Source organism: Pantoea leporis (assembly GCF_028048155.1).
GTDB lineage: Bacteria > Pseudomonadota > Gammaproteobacteria > Enterobacterales > Enterobacteriaceae > Pantoea > Pantoea leporis.
Map to the genome: position 1 here is coordinate 274,153 of NZ_JALMEU010000001.1, position 17,473 is coordinate 291,625.

A 17,473-nucleotide genomic window follows, 5' to 3' on the forward strand; every position below is an offset into this window, starting at 1 on the left:
CACTTCCCTTTATCACCTGCCTCTGGCTGTCAACTTTTCCTGACAGGCCTCTTCTGAGGCGCTGCAAGTTAGCGTATTATCACTAAAATCAAAACCTGACTAAGGCTCATCGCAATGCGTTTGGAAGTTTTCTGCCAGGACCGAATCGGTCTGGCGCGCGAGTTGCTCGACCTGCTGGTTGCCCGCAATATCGACCTGCGTGGCATCGAAATTGCGCCACTCGGTCGCATTTATCTCAATTTTACCGCACTGGAGTTTGAACCCTTCAGCAATCTGATGGCGGAAATCCGCCGTACACCTGGCGTGACAGATGTGCGTACCGTTTCGTTTATGCCCTCTGAACGCGAGCATCGCGCATTGAGCGCGCTGCTGGTGGCGATGCCAGAACCGGTGTTATCCATCGATCTGAAATGCAAAGTCGAGCTGGCCAATCCGGCAGCACAGAATCTGTTCACCCTTGATGAGCAGAAGCTGCGCAATCAAAACGTTGGCACTTTAATCACCGGCTTCAATTTTCAGCGCTGGCTGGAGAATGATCGCGTTGACGCACAGGCGCAGCATGTGGTGATTCAGGGGCGCGATTTCCTGATGGAAGCGCGACCGATTTATCTGGCAGAAGAAGAGGGCCAGAGCGATCTGCCGGTCGGCGCGATGATCACCCTGAAATCGACGGCGCGTATGGGCCGACAGCTGCAGAATCTTACCGTTACCGATGAATCGGAGTTCGATCATATCGTGGCGGTTACGCCAAAAATGCGTCAGGTGATTGATCAGGCGCGCAAACTGGCGATGCACGATGCGCCGCTGTTGATCGTCGGTGATACCGGCACCGGCAAAGATATGCTGGCACGCGCCTGTCATTTGCGTAGCGCGCGTGGCAAAAAACCGTTCCTGGCGCTGAACTGCGCCTCATTGCCGGATGATGTGGCGGAGAGTGAGCTATTTGGTCACGCTGCCGGTGCTTATCCCAATGCGCTGGAAGGCAAGAAAGGCTTCTTCGAGCAGGCTAACGGCGGTTCGGTATTGCTGGATGAGATTGGCGAAATGTCGCCACGCATGCAGACCAAACTGCTGCGTTTCCTTAACGACGGCACGTTCCGCCGCGTGGGCGAAGAGCATGAAGTGCACGTTGATGTGCGCGTGATTTGCGCCACGCAGAAGAATCTGATTGAGCTGGTGCAGCGTGGTGAGTTCCGCGAAGATCTGTTTTATCGCTTGAATGTGCTGACGCTCAATCTGCCGCCGCTGCGTGAACGTCCGCTGGATATTCTGCCGCTCACCGAAATGTTTGTCGCGCGTTTCGCCGATGAACAAGGCTTGCCGCGTCCGCGCCTCTCATCGCAGCTAACGCCATTCCTGACGCGTTATAACTGGCCCGGTAACGTACGCCAGTTAAAGAATGCGCTGTACCGCGCGCTGACGCAGCTGGAAGGTTACGAGCTGGGACCACAAGATATTGTGTTGCCAGAGCAGGCGCTGGATGTGTCATTGGGCGAAGAGGCGATGGAAGGTTCGCTGGACGATATCACCAGCCGTTTCGAACGTTCGGTGCTGACGCGTCTCTATCTCTCTTATCCCAGCACGCGCAAACTGGCGAAACGCCTCGGCGTGTCGCATACCGCGATTGCCAATAAGCTGCGTGAATATGGGTTAGGGCAGAAGCGCAACGAGAGCGAGTAATAGAGCGCGTGCATCCCGCAACGCCATTCTGCCTGCGGTCGCCATTTATGGCGTAGCCTGTCAGTTAAGAAAGCATTTTGCTTTAAATTCGGTGCGGGCTCTGACACATCTGCTGCGTCACGGGCCGTCCTCGCGCCGCTAGCGCGGTGCCTTCGGCTTCTACGTTGTGCCAACGGACCGTTCGCGGATCGGCCGTCCTGGCCGGCCCCGAACTGCCTCGCGCATCCATGCGCGAGGCTCCTGGCCCAACGTAAAAGCCTCAGCGCTGCGAATGGCCCTTTTGCCGCAGCAGACGCGCCAGCGCCTCTGGCAAATGAGCCCTTTTCAGCAGCACGCACTGAAGATTCATCGTGGGCTTAACTGACAAGCATTACGCCATTCATGGCGACCTTTCGTAAATCTGCATCTACTCTGGCACGCGGATGTCTACCTGACTTCCTGCTCTCGTAAACACCGGAATTTCACTCAGTGGCGCGGCGACGCTGATGCGTTGGCCGCCTTGATAGCACTCACCATTGCGGGTAATCCATTGTTCACCAGCAGGTAACCACACTTCACGTTCAAACTGCCCGGCGTGCAGTACCGGCGCGACCAGAAGGTCGCGGCCCAGCAGATACTGATCTTCCACTTGCCAGCTCTCTGGCTGCTGCGGGTAGTGATAGAACAGCGGGCGCATCACCGGATCACCAAGCTCATGGGCTTCGCGCATCAGGCCATCAATATAGGGGCGAATCTGCTCACGTTGCAGCAGGCAACTTTTCATCAGCGCGTAATTCTCCTCACCGTAACTCCATACCTCATTGGGTGAGCCGCTGTTGCACTGCGCAATGCCGTCGCGCCAGGCTTCTTCAGGTGCAATTTGTGGCTCGCGGTAACCATGCAAACGCATCACCGGACAGAATACCGCCCATTGGAACCAACGGATCAACAGTTCATGAAACGCCGGATCATGAATATTCCCGCCCTGAAAACCGCCGATGTCGGTGGTCCACCATGGAATACCTGCCATCGCCATATTCAGCCCGGCAGTGAACTGATTACGTAAGGCATGGAACGAGGAGTGAACGTCGCCCGACCAGGCAAGCACGCCGTAACGCTGGCTGCCCGCCCAGGCGCAGCGCACCAGATTGACGATCTCGCTCTCGCCCTGTTGTTGCAGACCTTCATAAAATCCGCGGGCAAACAGCTGCGGATAGATATTGCCCACTTCCTGTACCGGGCCGAGATGATAGCGGTAATTATCAAAATCGTAGGCGCGGTATTCCGGCTCTGCTTCGTCGAGCCAAAAAGTGCGGATGCCGTGGTCATAATAGTTGCGCTTAACTTCCTGCCAGACGAACTCGCGTGCGGCGGGATGCGTGGCGTCAAAAAAGGTGGTATTGCCCATAAAATCAAGGTTCACCGATACGCCGCGCTCGCTGTTAACCAGCAAGCCTTTGGATTTCATCAGACGATAGTTATCACTGCGGCTATCCACCGTGGGCCACACCGACACCATGGTTTCGATGCCCATCTCTTTCAGCTCCTGCACCATGGCACGCGGATCCGGCCAGTCGCGCGCATCGAAACACCAGGTTCCCTGATTTGGCCAGTGGAAAAAGTCGATGACGATCACCGAGAGCGGTAGCTGCAGGCGGCGATATTCGCGCGCGACCTCCAGCACTTCCTGCTGAGTGCGATAGCGCAGTTTGCATTGCCAGAAACCGGTCGCGAAGCTGGGCATCATCGGTGCTGTGCCAGTGGCGCGGCTATACTGACGCACGATCTCAGCGGGTGTGTCGCCTGCGGTGATCCAGTAATCCATCTGATCGGTTACTTCGGCTTGCCAGCGCGTGCCGTTTTTACCAAAGGTCACTTCGCCGATGGCCGGATTATGCCACAGCAAGCCGTAGCCCAGATTGGATACCATAAACGGCACGCTGGCCTGCGAGTTGCGCTGCGCCAGCTCAAGCGTGCAGCCTTTCAGATCGAGACAATCCTGCTGATACTGGCCCATGCCATAGATTTTCTCTTCGGCACGCGCTTCAAAGCGCACGCTCAGCTGATATTTCCCTCCCGGAATCGGTCGAAAGGCGCGCGCATCCAGCTTCAGGGCGCTGATGTATTTGTCCTGGCTCATTTCGCTGGCACCGATGCCCACGGTGCTGCGCTGACGCCAGAACTCCTCGAGCAGCAATTCGCCGTGCTGATTATAGAAAGCCAGCTGGCCGCGAATATTCAGTGTGGCGGTGATATTGCCGTTACGCAGGCTGAGAGATTCATGCTCGCGCTGGATCTCCACCTCACAAGCCGCAGGCGATAACAACGCCCAGTCATGGTCGATCAGTTCGGGCTGACAGGTGGCTCGTACTCGCAGGCTATGCGCGCCCCAGGGTTCGATAACCAGCGTCTGACGGTCAAATGTCCAGATAATACGCTGGGATTCGGCGCGTAATTCACTCATGACAACTCCTGTGGTTGTAAAAGGGGGGAAGCAGTGGCAGCCGGTTGGGCTGACACTTTGTGCTGATTGATGGTGCGCATGGTGGCATCGTTAAGTTTGTAGCCGCGCATCGCCAGCGCGCTTAACAGCGACAGCAGGCCGGGAACCACCGAAAACAGCGCCACGATGGCCATCATGGCGGCGGGTTGCTGATGCGGTGCCTGAGCGACGTAACCGCTCAGGCCAAGCGTCCAGCCGACAATCGCACCGCTGATGGCCATGCCCATTTTTAGTACGGCGAGCAGAGTCGAGAAGACGGTGCCATCGAGGCGTTTTCCCTGACGATATTCACCGTAATCCACCACATCGGCCATCATCACCCACATCAGCGTGGTAGTGACCTGATAGAAGCTGGAGACGATGAATGTCATGCCAACCAACAGCGCCAGCGAGCCGGGCAGGAACACGATGCTGATGCTTAGCACGCCAGCAGTAATGGCGCTGAGCGTAAAGGCGGTGATTTTGTTCAGGCGGCGCGTCAGCAGTTTCGCCAGCACGCTACCGACGCTTTTGCCGACAATATGCGCGGCCAGCAGCCACATGAAGAGGCTGGCATCACCCAGAAAATAGGTGACGTAGTACATCATCGCGCCGAGCCGCACCACGCCGAATGAGATATTGCAGAACACCAGCAACGCGACCACGCGCCACTGATCGTTACGCAGCAAATCGCGCAGATCGGCAAGAAAGTTGCCGTGGTTAGCGGGAGCATTGATGCGTTCGCGTGTATTGAGAAAACAGATAAAAAACAGCAGGGTTGCCAGCGTCGCCATTATCGACATTGCTGCGAAGTAACCGTCCAGTTTGTTACCGCCGCCCAGCCAGGTGGCGAGCGGGATCATCAGGAAAGTGGACATCGCGCCGCCCAGCGTGGCGAGGAAGAAGCGCCATGATTGCAGGGAGATGCGCTGATTATCATCGGCGGTGATAATCGCCCCCATCGAGCAGTAAGGAATATTGATGGCGGTGTACATCAGCATCATCAGGCTGTAGGTCACGGCGGCGTAAATCATCTTGCCAGTCAGCGACAGGCTTTCCGGCACCGCATAAATCAACATACAGCTGACGCCGAACGGTACCGCGAGCATCAATAGCCAGGGACGGAATTTGCCCCAGCGTGAACGGGTTCGGTCAGCCACCATTCCCATCGCCGGGTCGATCACCGCATCGGCGACGCGCGCCAGTAAAAACAGCGTGCCAACAAAGATTGCGGGCAAACCCACCACATCGGTGTAGTAAAAGGTGAGAAAAATAATGACGTTATCGATGGCGATATGGCTGGCCATATCACCGAGGCCGTAACTGAACTTTTCTTTAATGGATAAGCTTGCTTGCATAAAGATTCCCGCCTGTCTTTGAATCGCTTAAGTGCAATTGACGGTTAGTTATAGGTAGCGATGCTGATGGGAACAATTGCGGGATTTGTTACGGGTTTTATGTTTTTTAATTAATGTGATACGGGTAACAAGAATCACAGTAAAAATGCAACTTGGCGGGAAGAAGTGCTACGTATCGCGATAAATCAACAGGTTGAAAATTGAGCCATCCTGAAGGTGAGCATAAAAAAAAGCACCGACGCGTTAATCATTCGGTGCTTTTTGTTTCGCCTGGCAGGCGAGAGATTTACTTCAGCGCAGCCAGCGCGGCATCGTAGTTTGGCTCTTCGGTGATTTCATTCACCAGCTCGCTGTAAATCACTTTATCGTTTTCATCCAGCACCACAACCGCACGTGCGGTCAGGCCTTTCAGCGGGCCATCAGCAATCGCCACGCCATAGTTTTCTTTAAACTCAGCGCCACGCAGGGAAGAGAGCGTGATCACGTTGCTGACGTTCTCTGCGCCACAGAAGCGTGACTGAGCGAAAGGCAGGTCGGAAGAGATGCACAGCACAACCGTGTTGTTCGCTTCACCTGAACGCTCGTTAAACTTACGCACCGATGCCGCACACACGCCAGTATCAATGCTTGGGAAAATGTTCAGAACTTTGCGTTTGCCTGCATAATTAGCCAGGGATACGTCAGTAAGATCTTTTGCGACCAGGTTGAAAGGTTTAGCTTGCTCGCCAACTTGTGGGAACTGGCCTGCAACCGGCACCGGATTGCCCTGAAAGTGAACAGTCTGAGACATGCGATTTCCTTTTTTAACGATGAAATATCTGACTTTTGGAACGTCAGAACAGGTATAGCGCTTGTTTATGACATAATTTTTAAGGGTTTACGAGCGCATTTCCTGGCGATAATCGAGCCGGCTCGCATTTAAGCGACGGATTTAAGGAGAAATAATGAGAACAGTGAAGAGTTATCCGGAAGCCTGGCCGTTACATTCGCCGTTTGTTATTTCGCGCGGCAGCCGCACCAAGGCGCATGTTGTGGTAGTGGAAATCGAGCAGGATGGCGTTAAAGGTGTTGGCGAAGCGACGCCTTACGCGCGCTACGGTGAAAGTGAGGAGTCGGTGCTCAAGCAGATCGCCTCGCAGCTAAGCGCGTTGCAAAGCGGCATGACGCGAGAAGCGCTGCAACAGGCGTTACCGGCGGGCGCGGCACGCAACGCGATTGACTGCGCAATGTGGGATCTGGCACGACAGCAGCAGGGCGAAAGTCTGGTGCAATTGTGCGCGGTGCCACTGGCTGAAGAGATTGTCACCGCACATACCATCAGCATCGATACGCCAGATGCGATGGCCAGCAGCGCGCAGGCGCTGTGGCAACATGGCGCGCGTTTATTGAAGATTAAAATGGACGATCACCTGATCAGCGAACGTTTGGTGGCGATACGCAGCGCGGTACCTGACGCGACTTTGATTGTCGATGCCAACGAATCCTGGCATGCCGAAGGCCTGGCGGCACGCTGTCAGCTGCTGGCCGACCTCAATGTCGCGATGCTGGAACAGCCGCTACCGGCCGCAGAAGACAGCGCGCTGGGCAACTTTATCCATCCGCTGCCAATCTGCGCCGATGAAAGCTGCCATACGCGTGAAAGCCTGCCGCAGCTGAAAGGGCGCTATGAGATGGTGAATATCAAGCTGGATAAAACCGGCGGATTAACGGAAGCGCTGGCGCTGGCAGAGGCGGCGCAGCAGCAGGGATTCGCGATTATGCTCGGCTGCATGCTCTGCACGTCGCGGGCGATTCGTGCGGCATTACCGCTTACGGCGCGCGCGACCTTCGCGGATCTCGACGGTCCAACCTGGCTTGCGGCCGATGTTGAACCGTCGCTGCATTTTTCTCACGGCGTACTCAAGCCGCTGGCTGCCAGCGCAGCAGATTGATCATCGCTTCCAGATAGACTTCGGTGGCTTCGTCCACCGAAATCGGCGGCATCTCGGCGGTAATGCATAACAGGCCGAGGTCGTCGCACCAGCTGCCAAACGAACCCGGCGTAGCATAACCCACGCTGCTCACCACCGGCAGCGCGGTCTGCTGCGCCAGCCACTGCGCTAATTCGCTGTGGTGCGGATCGTCAATGCAGGCCAGCGGTTCATGCCACGAAACCACCCAACGCGGTTTGATCTGATGAATCAGCTGGCACAGCGCGCGGGTTTCTGGTTCGGAAGAGGGCGCTGATCCGGTTGAAAGCACCACATCACGCTCATCCGCTTCGCTGTTCCAGCGATACACCGTGTCGCCATGCTGCCAGTTAGCGGCGGGGAAATTACGGTTAAGATCGACGCCGTTGGCGTTGGCGCGCAGCCCCAACTGACAACCATCGGGATTGACCGCCAGAACAACGTGATGACGCCGCAGCGCGTCCGGCAAGGTGCGCATCGCGCCCGATAAGGTGGCAATCGCGGCATTCTCGTCGCCGTGCGTGCCTGCAATAATCAGCCCGCTTTCGGCATCGGCGGCGGGTGCCGGAAACCACAGCAGCGGTGCACCCAGCACCGATTGCCCGTATTGTTGCCAGACAGCGTCCAGCTTGCCGCGCAGCGGACGTGGATGGTATGACGACATGACGTTCCTCTATGAAATGCTTCCAACACCGCCAAAAGCCTTCTGGCGCTCAAGGTAAAAATGTGACCGGGAATCCAGCCTCAACATAACGGTAAATAGCCTGCGGGGAAATAGCTATATATCAATCAGCAATTTGCGATAAAGTGCCAAAAGTTGCTGGCGACACAATCTCTTCGCGGTCGCCATTTTTTTCGCGTAAAGGAGTGGTGATGAAACTAACGTTCCGCAAAACGCTGACTGCCTTAATTGTAGCCAGTGCTGTCTCACCCGCATTCGCCGCCAACGTGCCGTCGGGCGCACAGCTGGCCAGCACCCAGGAAATTGTTCGCCATATTAAAGATGAACCCGCTTCACTCGATCCGATGAAGGCGGTTGGCTTGCCAGAAATTCAGGTGATGCGCGATCTGTTTGAAGGGCTGACCAATCAGGACGCCCACGGAAAAATCGTGCCGGGCGTGGCGCTAAGCTGGAGCAGCAACGACAACAAAACCTGGATGTTTACCCTGCGCAAAGATGCGCGCTGGTCAAATGGTGAGCCGGTTACCGCGCAGGATTTTGTCTACAGCTGGCAACGTTTAGTTGAGCCGAAGAACAGTTCGCCGTTTGCCTGGTTCGCCGCCTTGAGCGGCATTGAAAACGCCGAAGCAATCACCAAAGGACAGATGAGCGCCGATAAGCTGGGCGTGACGGCAACCGATGCGACTCACCTTAAGGTGACATTGTCACGTCCTGTGCCGTGGTTCCCGAGCATGGTCGCCAACGCCGCGATGTATCCGGTATCGAAGCAAGTAATTGAAAAAGACGGCGATAGCTGGACGTCACCGGGCAAGCTGGTGGGCAATGGCGCTTATCAGCTGCAGGATCGCGTGGTGAACGAAAAAATTGTATTGGTGCGCAACGCTAACTATTGGGATGACCAAAAATCGGTGCTGACGAAAGTCACGTTTATTCCGATTAATGAAGAATCCAGTGCTACCAAACGCTATCGTGCCAACGATATCGATATCACCGAATCCTTCCCGAAAAACATGTACGCGCTGCTGAAAAAAGAGTTGCCTGGTCAGGTGTATACGCCGGATCAGCTTGGCACCTATTACTACGCGTTCAATACCGAGAAAGGGCCAACCGCTGATGTACGCGTGCGCAAGGCGCTGTCGTGGAGCATCGATCGTCGCATCATTGCGGAGAAAGTATTGGGCACCGGCGAGAAACCGGCCTGGCACTTCACGCCGGACGTTACCGCCGGTTTCACCCCGATGAAGAGCTATCTGCAGCAACATAGCCAGCAGGAGCTGAACGCGCAGGCCAAAGCATTGCTGACAGCGGCAGGTTATGGACCGGGCAAACCGTTGCATTTGACGCTGCTCTACAACACCTCGGAAAGCCATCAGAAAATTGCTATCGCGGTGGCTTCAATGTGGAAGAAGAATCTTGGCGTGGATGCCACCTTGCAAAATCAGGAGTGGAAAACCTATATCGACAGCCGTAACAGCGGCAATTTCGATGTGATCCGCGCTTCATGGATAGGCGATTATAATGAGCCTTCAACCTTCCTCAGTCTGCTGACCTCGACCCACACCGGCAATATCGCGCGCTTCCGCAGTGCCGATTACGATGCGGTGATTAATAAAGCCAGCACTGAAACCAGCGTGGCGGCGCGTAACACCGATTACAACAAAGCCGAGCAGATCATCGCCGATCAGGCGCCGATCGCGCCGATCTACCAATACACCAACGGCCGCTTAATCAAGCCGTGGGTGAAAGGTTATCCGATCACCAATCCTGAAGACGTGGCGTACAGCCGCGAGCTTTGGATTGAGAAGCATTAACCCCGCACATCCGCAGGCGGTGATTGTCACCGCCTGTCATCTTTGCTCACAGCCTGATGATTGCAACTGGTCTGCGCCACGCTAGACTGTATCGTATTGATTTTGATAGTGAGGCGAGTTCGTGAACGTCATTGAAGGAAAAGCGTTACAAGTATCCGATGCCATTGTGTCCTGTCAGTTGGATGGCGCAGGCGGCATGATTCCCATCGAAGATAAAGACGTCATCAACTGCGAACGTCCCTGCTGGTTGCACCTCAATTACACCCAACGGCAAAGTGCGGAATGGCTGCAAAACACGCCGCTGATCCCCGATTCGGTGCGTGATGCGCTGGCGGGTGACAGCATGCGTCCGCGCGTGACGCGGCTCGGTGACGGCTTCATGATTGTGCTGCGCAGCGTGAACCATAACGCCGATTCACGTCCCGATCAGCTGGTGGCGATGCGCGTATTTATCAACGACAAGCTGATTGTCTCGACGCGCCGTCGCAAAGTGTACGCCATTGATGCCGTGCTGACAGATCTACAACAAGGTAACGGTCCGGTTGACGGCGGCAGCTGGCTGGTGGATGTGTGCGATGCGTTAACCGATCACGCCAGCGAATTTATCGAAGAGATGCACGATAAAATTATCGAGCTGGAAGATGCGCTGATGAATCAGGAAGTACCAGCGCGCGGCGATTTGGCGCTGCTGCGTAAGCAGCTGATTGTGATGCGTCGTTATATGGCACCACAGCGCGATGTGTATGCGCGGCTGGCTATCGAGAAGATGGCGTGGATGAACGACGACGATCGTCGCCGGATGCAAGAAGTTGCCGATCGCTTAGGTCGCGGATTGGACGATCTTAATGCGGGCGTGGCGCGTACTTCGATTCTGGCGGATGAAGTGGCGTCAATCCTTGCGGAATCGATGAACCGCCGCACTTATACCATGTCGTTGATGGCGATGATTTTTTTACCGGCCACGTTCCTTACCGGCTTATTCGGCGTCAACCTCGGCGGTATTCCGGGCGGCAATTGGGCGCTGGGCTTTACCGCGTTCTGCGTGCTGCTATTGGTAATGGTTGGCGGCGTGGCAATATGGCTGAAACGGCGGAAATGGTTGTAAGGCAGAAAAGCGGATTAAACCTGATCGATATCAATATCCCGCCAGCGCAATCGGGGCAAACTCTTTCCCGCAGGTGAATGCAACGTCAAGCGATGGGCGTTGCGCTCCATATTGTCTTACTTCCTTTTTTGAATTACTGCATAGCACATTTGATTCGTACGACGCCGGCTTATCCGCCGGCTTTTTTTTGCCCGCCTGGCTTGCTCGGCCAACCTTTCCTATGCTTAAAGGACATTCAGCGACAAGGAGAAGGGCATGCAAGAGATCATTGCCAGCGAACCGATTCCTACCGATCCACCACCGATTCCCGAACCGATTCCACAACCGCAGCCGATACCACCCGCACAGCCACCGCACGATCCCGAATTCCCACCGATTCAGGATCCACCGCCGCACCGTTAATAAAAAAGGCGCGTAGCCGAAGCGACGCGCCTTTTTTCCAGCAAAACCTATTACTTAATTTCCAGCACATCAAGACGTACGCTGAGATTCGGCGCATCATCCTCTTCTGGCTGCCAGCCCGCGGGCTGCACCGGCAAGCTTTCGCGATCAAACGCCAAATCACCGCCATCCACCACGGCATCACCGTGTTTGATGCCTTTAAAATCGAACAGATTAATGTCGGCCATGTGTGATGGCACCACATTCTGCATCGCGGTAAACATGGTTTCGATACGGCCCGGATAACGTTTATCCCAGTCACGCAGCATGTCGGCAACCACCTGACGTTGCAGATTCGGCTGCGAACCGCACAAGTTGCACGGAATGATCGGGAACTGGCGCGCTTCCGCAAAACGAATGATGTCTTTCTCGCGGCAGTATGCCAGCGGACGAATCACAATATGTTTACCGTCATCGCTCATCAGTTTTGGTGGCATGCCTTTCATCTTGCCGCCGTAGAACATGTTGAGGAACATGGTCTGCAGAATATCGTCGCGATGATGACCTAAGGCGATTTTGCTACAACCCAACTCGGTGGCGGTGCGATACAGAATACCGCGGCGCAAACGCGAACAGAGCGAGCAGGTAGTTTTGCCTTCAGGAATCTTATCTTTAACGATGGAATAAGTGTCTTCGTTAACGATGTGATACTCAACGCCCTGTTGTTCCAGATAGGCTGGCAGAATATGCTCCGGGAAACCGGGCTGTTTCTGGTCGAGATTCACTGCTACCAGCGAGAAATTCACCGGCGCGCTCTGCTGCAAATTACGCAGGATCTCCAGCATGGTGTAGCTGTCTTTACCACCAGACAGACAAACCATGATGCGATCGCCTTCTTCAATCATGTTGAAGTCAGCAATGGCTTCGCCAACGTTGCGACGCAAACGCTTCTGCAGTTTGTTGAGGTTGTACTGCTCTTTTTTTGTTACTTCTTGATTTTCTGACATTATTTTCACGCTTGAGAGTGAAGGCGAGGGCCGTTAGCGGCTGAAGCAATCTTCAACGGCAATAAACCCTGTAAACATGACTGCGTATGGTACGGATTGCGGGCGCGAATGCTAGCCTGAAGTGATCTCTTTTCTGATGATAACTCAATGCGCTTGAGACAAAGGCGCACACTTTGTCAGAACAATCTGGCTATTTATTGATCTGGGCAAATATTTACCTCATCTGGGCCTGACAGGATGGCCGAAGTGCTTTTTTTACTTTCTTTAGGTGAGGAGCGGCAAATGCAAACGTACGATATGGTTTTTGAAGAGGCGTGTCGGCTGGTGGGGCAATGTTATCTGGAGCTGGCACAGCGAGGCGCAGCAACCGAAAAAGAGGTGCTAGCCAGCGAGTTGCGCAATCTACAGTTGCGCTATCGTGAACTCACCGGCTCACCGAATCGGGCGGTAGAGATGGCCATCGTTCAGCTCAAGCCTTGTTAATCCATCAACATTAACCCAGCAAAGAAACGCCCGGCCATCGCGCCGGGCTTTTTCATCTACTCGCTTTTCTCGGTTTTCCCGGCTAACTCGGCCAGCCGCTGATAACGCTGACTGGCGGCTTCCGTTGCATCACGCCACAGCTGCGACGCTTCTTCTGGCCGCTGAGTTTGCAATTGGCGGAAACGCTGCTCGTTCATTAATGCTTGTTCGAGTTCCGAGGTCGGCGGACGCGAATCCAGCGCCAGCGCGGCTTTACCTTGCTCGGCGCGTCGAGGATCAAAACGATAAAGCGGCCAGAAACCGCTGGTGGTCAGCAGGCGCATCTGTTCGTGGCTATAAGCCAGATCGTAGCCATGCTCTTCACACGGGCTGTAAGCGATGATCAGCGAGGGTCCCGGCCAGGCTTCCGCTTCCTGAATCGCTTTCACGGTTTGATTGAGCTGCGCGCCCAGCGAAATCTGCGCCACATACACATGCCCATACAGCAGCGTCGACATGCCGAGATCCTTGCGCGCCTTGCGTTTCCCCTGTTCGCCAAACTTGGTCACCGCGCCGAGCGGCGTCGCTTTTGATGCCTGGCCACCGGTATTGGAGTAACACTGCGTATCCAGCACCAGCACGTTGACGTTTTCGCTCAGGCTCATCACGTGATCGAGGCCGCCGTAGCCAATGTCGTACGCCCAACCATCGCCACCAATCAGCCAGACCGATTTCGCCACTAGCGCATCCGCTGTGTCGTTTAGGGCTTTGGCTTCAGGCTGCGGTGAAGCCGCGAGCAGGGCGCGCAGCTGTATAATCTGCTCCCGTCGTTGGGAAATGGTGACGCTGTCACCTTTTAATGCGTCAACCAATGCCGCCGGTAGCTGCGCAGCGCATTGATCAAGTAGTCTGAGCGCGCGCTGTTTCTGCTGGTCGACGCTCAAGCGGAAGCCCAGACCAAATTCGGCATTATCTTCAAACAGCGAATTCGCCCACGCCGGACCGCGACCTTCAGCATTGGTGGTGTAAGGCGTGGAAGGCAGATTACCGCCATAAATGGAGGAGCAGCCGGTGGCATTGGCAATCAGCAGGCGATCGCCATACAGCTGCGTCAGTAGTTTGATATAGGGCGTTTCCCCGCAGCCCGAGCAGGCACCGGAATATTCAAACAGCGGCGTAATCAGCTGCGAGGTGCGGATATCAATACGTTCTAGCTGCTCGGCGGTGATCTCCGGCAGCGCAAGGAAGGCTGCGTAATTGACCTTTTCCGTCTCAACATGCTCCAGGCGTGATTTCATGTTGATGGCTTTGATTTCCGGATGCTGGCGATCGCTGGCCGGGCACACTTCCACACACAGATTGCAGCCGGTGCAATCTTCCGGCGCCACCTGCAGCACGTATTTCTGTCCGCGCATATCGCGCGATTTAACATCCAGTGAAGCGAGCGAAGCTGGCGCATCTTCCAGCGCTCCAGGATCAACCACTTTGGCGCGAATGGCCGAGTGCGGGCAGGCGGCGACGCAATGGTTGCACTGCGTACAGAGATCGGGCTGCCAGATCGGCACGGCTTCGGCGATATTGCGCTTTTCCCATTGCGTGGTGCCAACCGGCCAGGTTCCATCAGGCGGCAGCGCCGAAACCGGCAGTTTATCGCCAAGGCCGGCCAGCATCGCTGCGGTGACGGTTTTGACGAAATCCGGCGCGCTATCGGCTACCACCGACGGGCGATGCGGACTGCGATCGTCTACCGGTTGCAGCGGCACCCTCTGTAGCGCTTGTTGTGCCATCGCTAGCGCTTGCCAGTTGCGCTGCACCAGCTCTTCGCCTTTGCTGCTGTAGCTGCGCGCAATGGCGTTTTGCAGTTCAGTTAATGCGCTATCGCCTGGCAAAATCTGGGTCAGCTGGAAAAAGGCCATCTGCATCACGGTGTTGATGCGTGCGCCCAACTGGCATTCGCGCGCGATACGTGCAGCGTTGATCACATAAAATCGCGCCTGTTTGTCGTTGAGCTGGCTCTGCACTTCCTGCGGCAGGCGCGGCCACACTTCCTCAGCGCTGTAGGGCGTATTGAGTAGAAAAATCCCGCCCGGTTTAAGCTGATCGAGCATCGAATACTTATCGATAAACTGCAGCTGATGGCAGCCAATGAAGTCGGCTTGCTGAATCAAATAGGCGGATTGAATCGGATATTCACTGACGCGCAGATGGGAAACCGTCAGGCCGCCGGCTTTCTTCGAGTCGTAGACGAAATAGCCCTGCACCTGCCACGGCGTGGCGTTACCGATTATCTTCAGGTTGTTTTTACTGGCGCTGACGCTGCCGTCGCTGCCCAAACCATAAAACAGCGCTTCAAGCCGTGCGCGATTCGGCACGATATTGGCTTCCAGTGGCAGCGAAAGATGGGTGACGTCGTCGTAAATGCCGACGGTAAAACGCGCTGGCGGTGTTTCGCGCAGCAAGGCACGAAACACTGCCAGCACCGCATCGGGTGCGAACTCTTTCGACGACAAACCATAGCGACCGCCGATTACCTTCGGCAGCGACCCACGCTCGCCACGGCTGTAAGCTTCAGCCAGCGCGGTCATCACATCCAGGAATAGCGGTTCGCCGAGCGCGCCGGGCTCTTTGGTGCGATCGAGCACCGCAATCCGCTGGGCGGAAGCGGGGATCTTTTGCAGCAAGTGCACCGCCGAAAACGGACGATAGAGGCGCACTTTAACCAGCCCGACTTTCTCGCCGCACTGCAGCATCTCATCAATCGCCTCTTCAGCCGTACCGCAGCCGGAGCCCATCATCACCATTACGCGCTCGGCCTGCGGATGGCCGTAAAACTCAAACGGCTGATAATGGCGGCCGGTATTTTCGCCAAACGCGGTCATTGCAGCCTCAACGTGCTGGGTGCAATCGTCATACCAGCGGTTGGTGGCTTCGCGTGACTGAAAATAGGTATCAGGATTGGCGGATGTGCCACGAATCGTTGGGCGATCCGGCGTTAATGCACGAGCGCGATGGGCGTTAATTGCCTCGGCGGGCATCAGCGCCTGCAAGGTTTCATCGCTGATCGGCACGATCTTGTTGATCTCGTGCGAGGTGCGGAAGCCATCGAAGAAGTGGATAAACGGGATGCGGCTATTCAGTGAGGCGATTTGTGCAATCAGGGCAAAATCCTGCGCTTCCTGCACGCTGGAGGCGCAGAGCTGCGCGCAGCCGGTTTGTCGTACTGCCATGACATCGGAGTGATCGCCAAATATCGACAGCGCGTGCGTCGCCACGGTCCGCGCCGCGACGTGCAGCACAAACGGCGTCAGCTGGCCCGCCAGTTTGTAGAGCGTCGGGATCATCAACAGCAATCCCTGCGAAGAGGTAAACGTGGTTGAGAGTGCGCCAGTTTGCAGCGCGCCGTGCACCGTGGCAATCGCGCCGCCTTCAGATTGCATCTCGACCACGCGCGGCACATCGCCCCAGATATTACGGCGGCCTTCGCCGGACCAGCTATCCGCCAGCTCGGCCATGGTTGAGCTGGGCGTGATGGGATAAATGGCAATCACTTCGCTGGTGCGGAAGGCGACTGAAGCCACTGCACCGTTACCGTCGACGGTAATCATAAATCGTCCTTTGCTACGCTGAGAAACCCGCAAACTTTACGGGGGTTATCAGTTCAGTTTAGCAAAGGGCTTGGACGCGACTTTTTCATCTGTGTGCTAGCGAGATGGCAGCGCACCGCAATCTAACATTGATGATTTTTACATCATCTCTAGCGATTGAACGCCTTTGATTTCCATCACTTTGTCATAGATATTATGCATTGGTGTACGTCGTGACAACGTCACCTCAACGCTCAGTTCGCACAGACCAACCTCTTCATCACGGTTCACTACGGCGATGTGACCGTAGCGCACATTTTCGCGTTGCAGCACCAGCAGCACCAGCGGCACGCTTTTCGGTTTGAGGTGCACCAGCAGCGTATGGTGACGGCCAATCAGCCAGTGACTGATGCGACGGAACGTCTCCAGCACCACCAGCGCCAGCACGGTGCCGTAGATACCGATTTCATACATGCCGCTACCGATCACCAGACCAATCGCCGCAGTGACCCATAAACCGGCGGCGGTAGTAAGACCTTTCACCACTTGCTTCTGAATAATGATGGTACCGGCGCCAAGGAAGCCCATGCCGCTCACCACCTGCGCCGCAATACGGCTGGGATCGAGCGCTACATGGTCGCTGACTAACATATCGGCAAAGCCATATTTCGATACCAGCATAAACATCGCGCTGCCGATACCGACCAGGATATGGGTGCGCAAACCGGCCTCTTTGGCGCGCAGCTGCCGCTCTAGCCCAATCAGTCCGCCGAGAATTCCAGCCAGCGCGATGCGGATAAGCATATCCGTCAACATCGTTCTCTCCTTAGTTATTGAAAAACAAACCCTCCGCCGGGCGAAAAGGGCGGAAATAACTCAAACAGGATAATTCTGCTTGCAAACAATGAAATTAAATTTTGTAAAAAGCTGTGTCGCCTATCGATCCCTCAGCGCACCTGACATATGCTGGTGCGACTTTTTCGCTCAATCCCC

Annotated in this window: 13 protein-coding genes; 6 read left to right on the top strand and 7 right to left on the bottom strand. The window is 55.5% G+C overall.

The features are described from left to right. Window positions 1-114: 114 nt before the first annotated feature. Complete coding sequence (tyrR, locus tag MWH02_RS01325) at window positions 115-1,680, top strand: transcriptional regulator TyrR (RefSeq protein ID WP_101764295.1); 1,566 nt, start codon at window positions 115-117, stop codon at window positions 1,678-1,680. A gap of 406 nt (window positions 1,681-2,086) precedes the next feature. Here tyrR and MWH02_RS01330 read toward each other — a convergent pair whose 3' ends face one another. From MWH02_RS01330 to tpx, 3 genes are all read right to left on the bottom strand, one after another. Beyond that, window positions 2,087-4,123 (bottom strand): glycoside hydrolase family 31 protein, encoded by a 2,037-nt coding sequence (locus MWH02_RS01330; protein ID WP_271459720.1) that lies wholly within the window; start codon window positions 4,121-4,123, stop codon window positions 2,087-2,089. Then, window positions 4,120-5,499 carry a glycoside-pentoside-hexuronide (GPH):cation symporter gene (locus MWH02_RS01335; protein WP_271459721.1) on the bottom strand — a complete coding sequence of 460 codons (1,380 nt, stop codon included), beginning with the start codon at window positions 5,497-5,499 and terminating at the stop codon, window positions 4,120-4,122. Before MWH02_RS01335 ends, MWH02_RS01330 begins: the two co-directional genes overlap by 4 nt. A gap of 286 nt (window positions 5,500-5,785) precedes the next feature. After that, window positions 5,786-6,289, bottom strand: coding sequence for a thiol peroxidase (gene tpx / locus MWH02_RS01340; RefSeq protein WP_101764298.1), 504 nt, complete (start codon window positions 6,287-6,289; stop codon window positions 5,786-5,788). A 154-nt stretch (window positions 6,290-6,443) separates the two neighbouring features. On the opposite strand from tpx, the gene ycjG reads away from it, so the two are divergent. Further along, a complete protein-coding gene (ycjG, locus tag MWH02_RS01345) occupies window positions 6,444-7,430 on the top strand; it encodes an L-Ala-D/L-Glu epimerase (protein WP_271459722.1) in 987 nt (328 codons plus the stop codon). Here ycjG and mpaA read toward each other — a convergent pair. Beyond that, on the bottom strand, window positions 7,399-8,112 hold the full coding sequence (gene mpaA / locus MWH02_RS01350) for a murein tripeptide amidase MpaA (protein ID WP_101764300.1): 714 nt from the start codon (window positions 8,110-8,112) through the stop codon (window positions 7,399-7,401). The genes ycjG and mpaA overlap by 32 nt on opposite strands. Window positions 8,113-8,321: 209 nt before the next feature. Here mpaA and MWH02_RS01355 point away from each other — a divergent pair, with 209 nt between their 5' ends. From MWH02_RS01355 to MWH02_RS01365, 3 genes are all read left to right on the top strand, one after another. Further along, window positions 8,322-9,941, top strand: coding sequence for a peptide ABC transporter substrate-binding protein (locus MWH02_RS01355; protein ID WP_271459723.1), 1,620 nt, complete (start codon window positions 8,322-8,324; stop codon window positions 9,939-9,941). Between the two features lie 121 nt (window positions 9,942-10,062). Beyond that, a complete protein-coding gene (zntB, locus tag MWH02_RS01360; protein WP_137385861.1) occupies window positions 10,063-11,046 on the top strand; it encodes a zinc transporter ZntB in 984 nt (327 codons plus the stop codon). A 255-nt stretch (window positions 11,047-11,301) separates the two neighbouring features. Next, on the top strand, window positions 11,302-11,448 hold the full coding sequence (locus tag MWH02_RS01365; RefSeq protein WP_167391210.1) for a hypothetical protein: 147 nt from the start codon (window positions 11,302-11,304) through the stop codon (window positions 11,446-11,448). A 50-nt stretch (window positions 11,449-11,498) separates the two neighbouring features. On the opposite strand, the gene ttcA is transcribed toward MWH02_RS01365, so the two are convergent. Further along, complete coding sequence (ttcA, locus tag MWH02_RS01370) at window positions 11,499-12,434, bottom strand: tRNA 2-thiocytidine(32) synthetase TtcA (protein ID WP_101764303.1); 936 nt, start codon at window positions 12,432-12,434, stop codon at window positions 11,499-11,501. 282 nt (window positions 12,435-12,716) lie between these two features. Between ttcA and MWH02_RS01375 the strand changes: the two genes are divergently transcribed. Beyond that, a complete protein-coding gene (locus MWH02_RS01375; RefSeq protein ID WP_008106442.1) occupies window positions 12,717-12,917 on the top strand; it encodes a DUF2767 family protein in 201 nt (66 codons plus the stop codon). Window positions 12,918-12,973: 56 nt separating this feature from the next. Here the strand turns inward: MWH02_RS01375 and nifJ are convergent, their stop codons facing one another. Together nifJ and MWH02_RS01385 are read right to left on the bottom strand one after the other, a co-directional pair. After that, the gene (gene nifJ, locus MWH02_RS01380) at window positions 12,974-16,501 is read right to left on the bottom strand and encodes a pyruvate:ferredoxin (flavodoxin) oxidoreductase (RefSeq protein ID WP_271459724.1); all 3,528 of its coding nucleotides are present in this window, start codon (window positions 16,499-16,501) and stop codon (window positions 12,974-12,976) included. Between the two features lie 138 nt (window positions 16,502-16,639). After that, window positions 16,640-17,296, bottom strand: a complete 657-nt coding sequence (locus MWH02_RS01385) for an MgtC/SapB family protein (RefSeq protein ID WP_061718808.1) — start codon at window positions 17,294-17,296, stop codon at window positions 16,640-16,642. Window positions 17,297-17,473 lie beyond the last annotated feature (177 nt).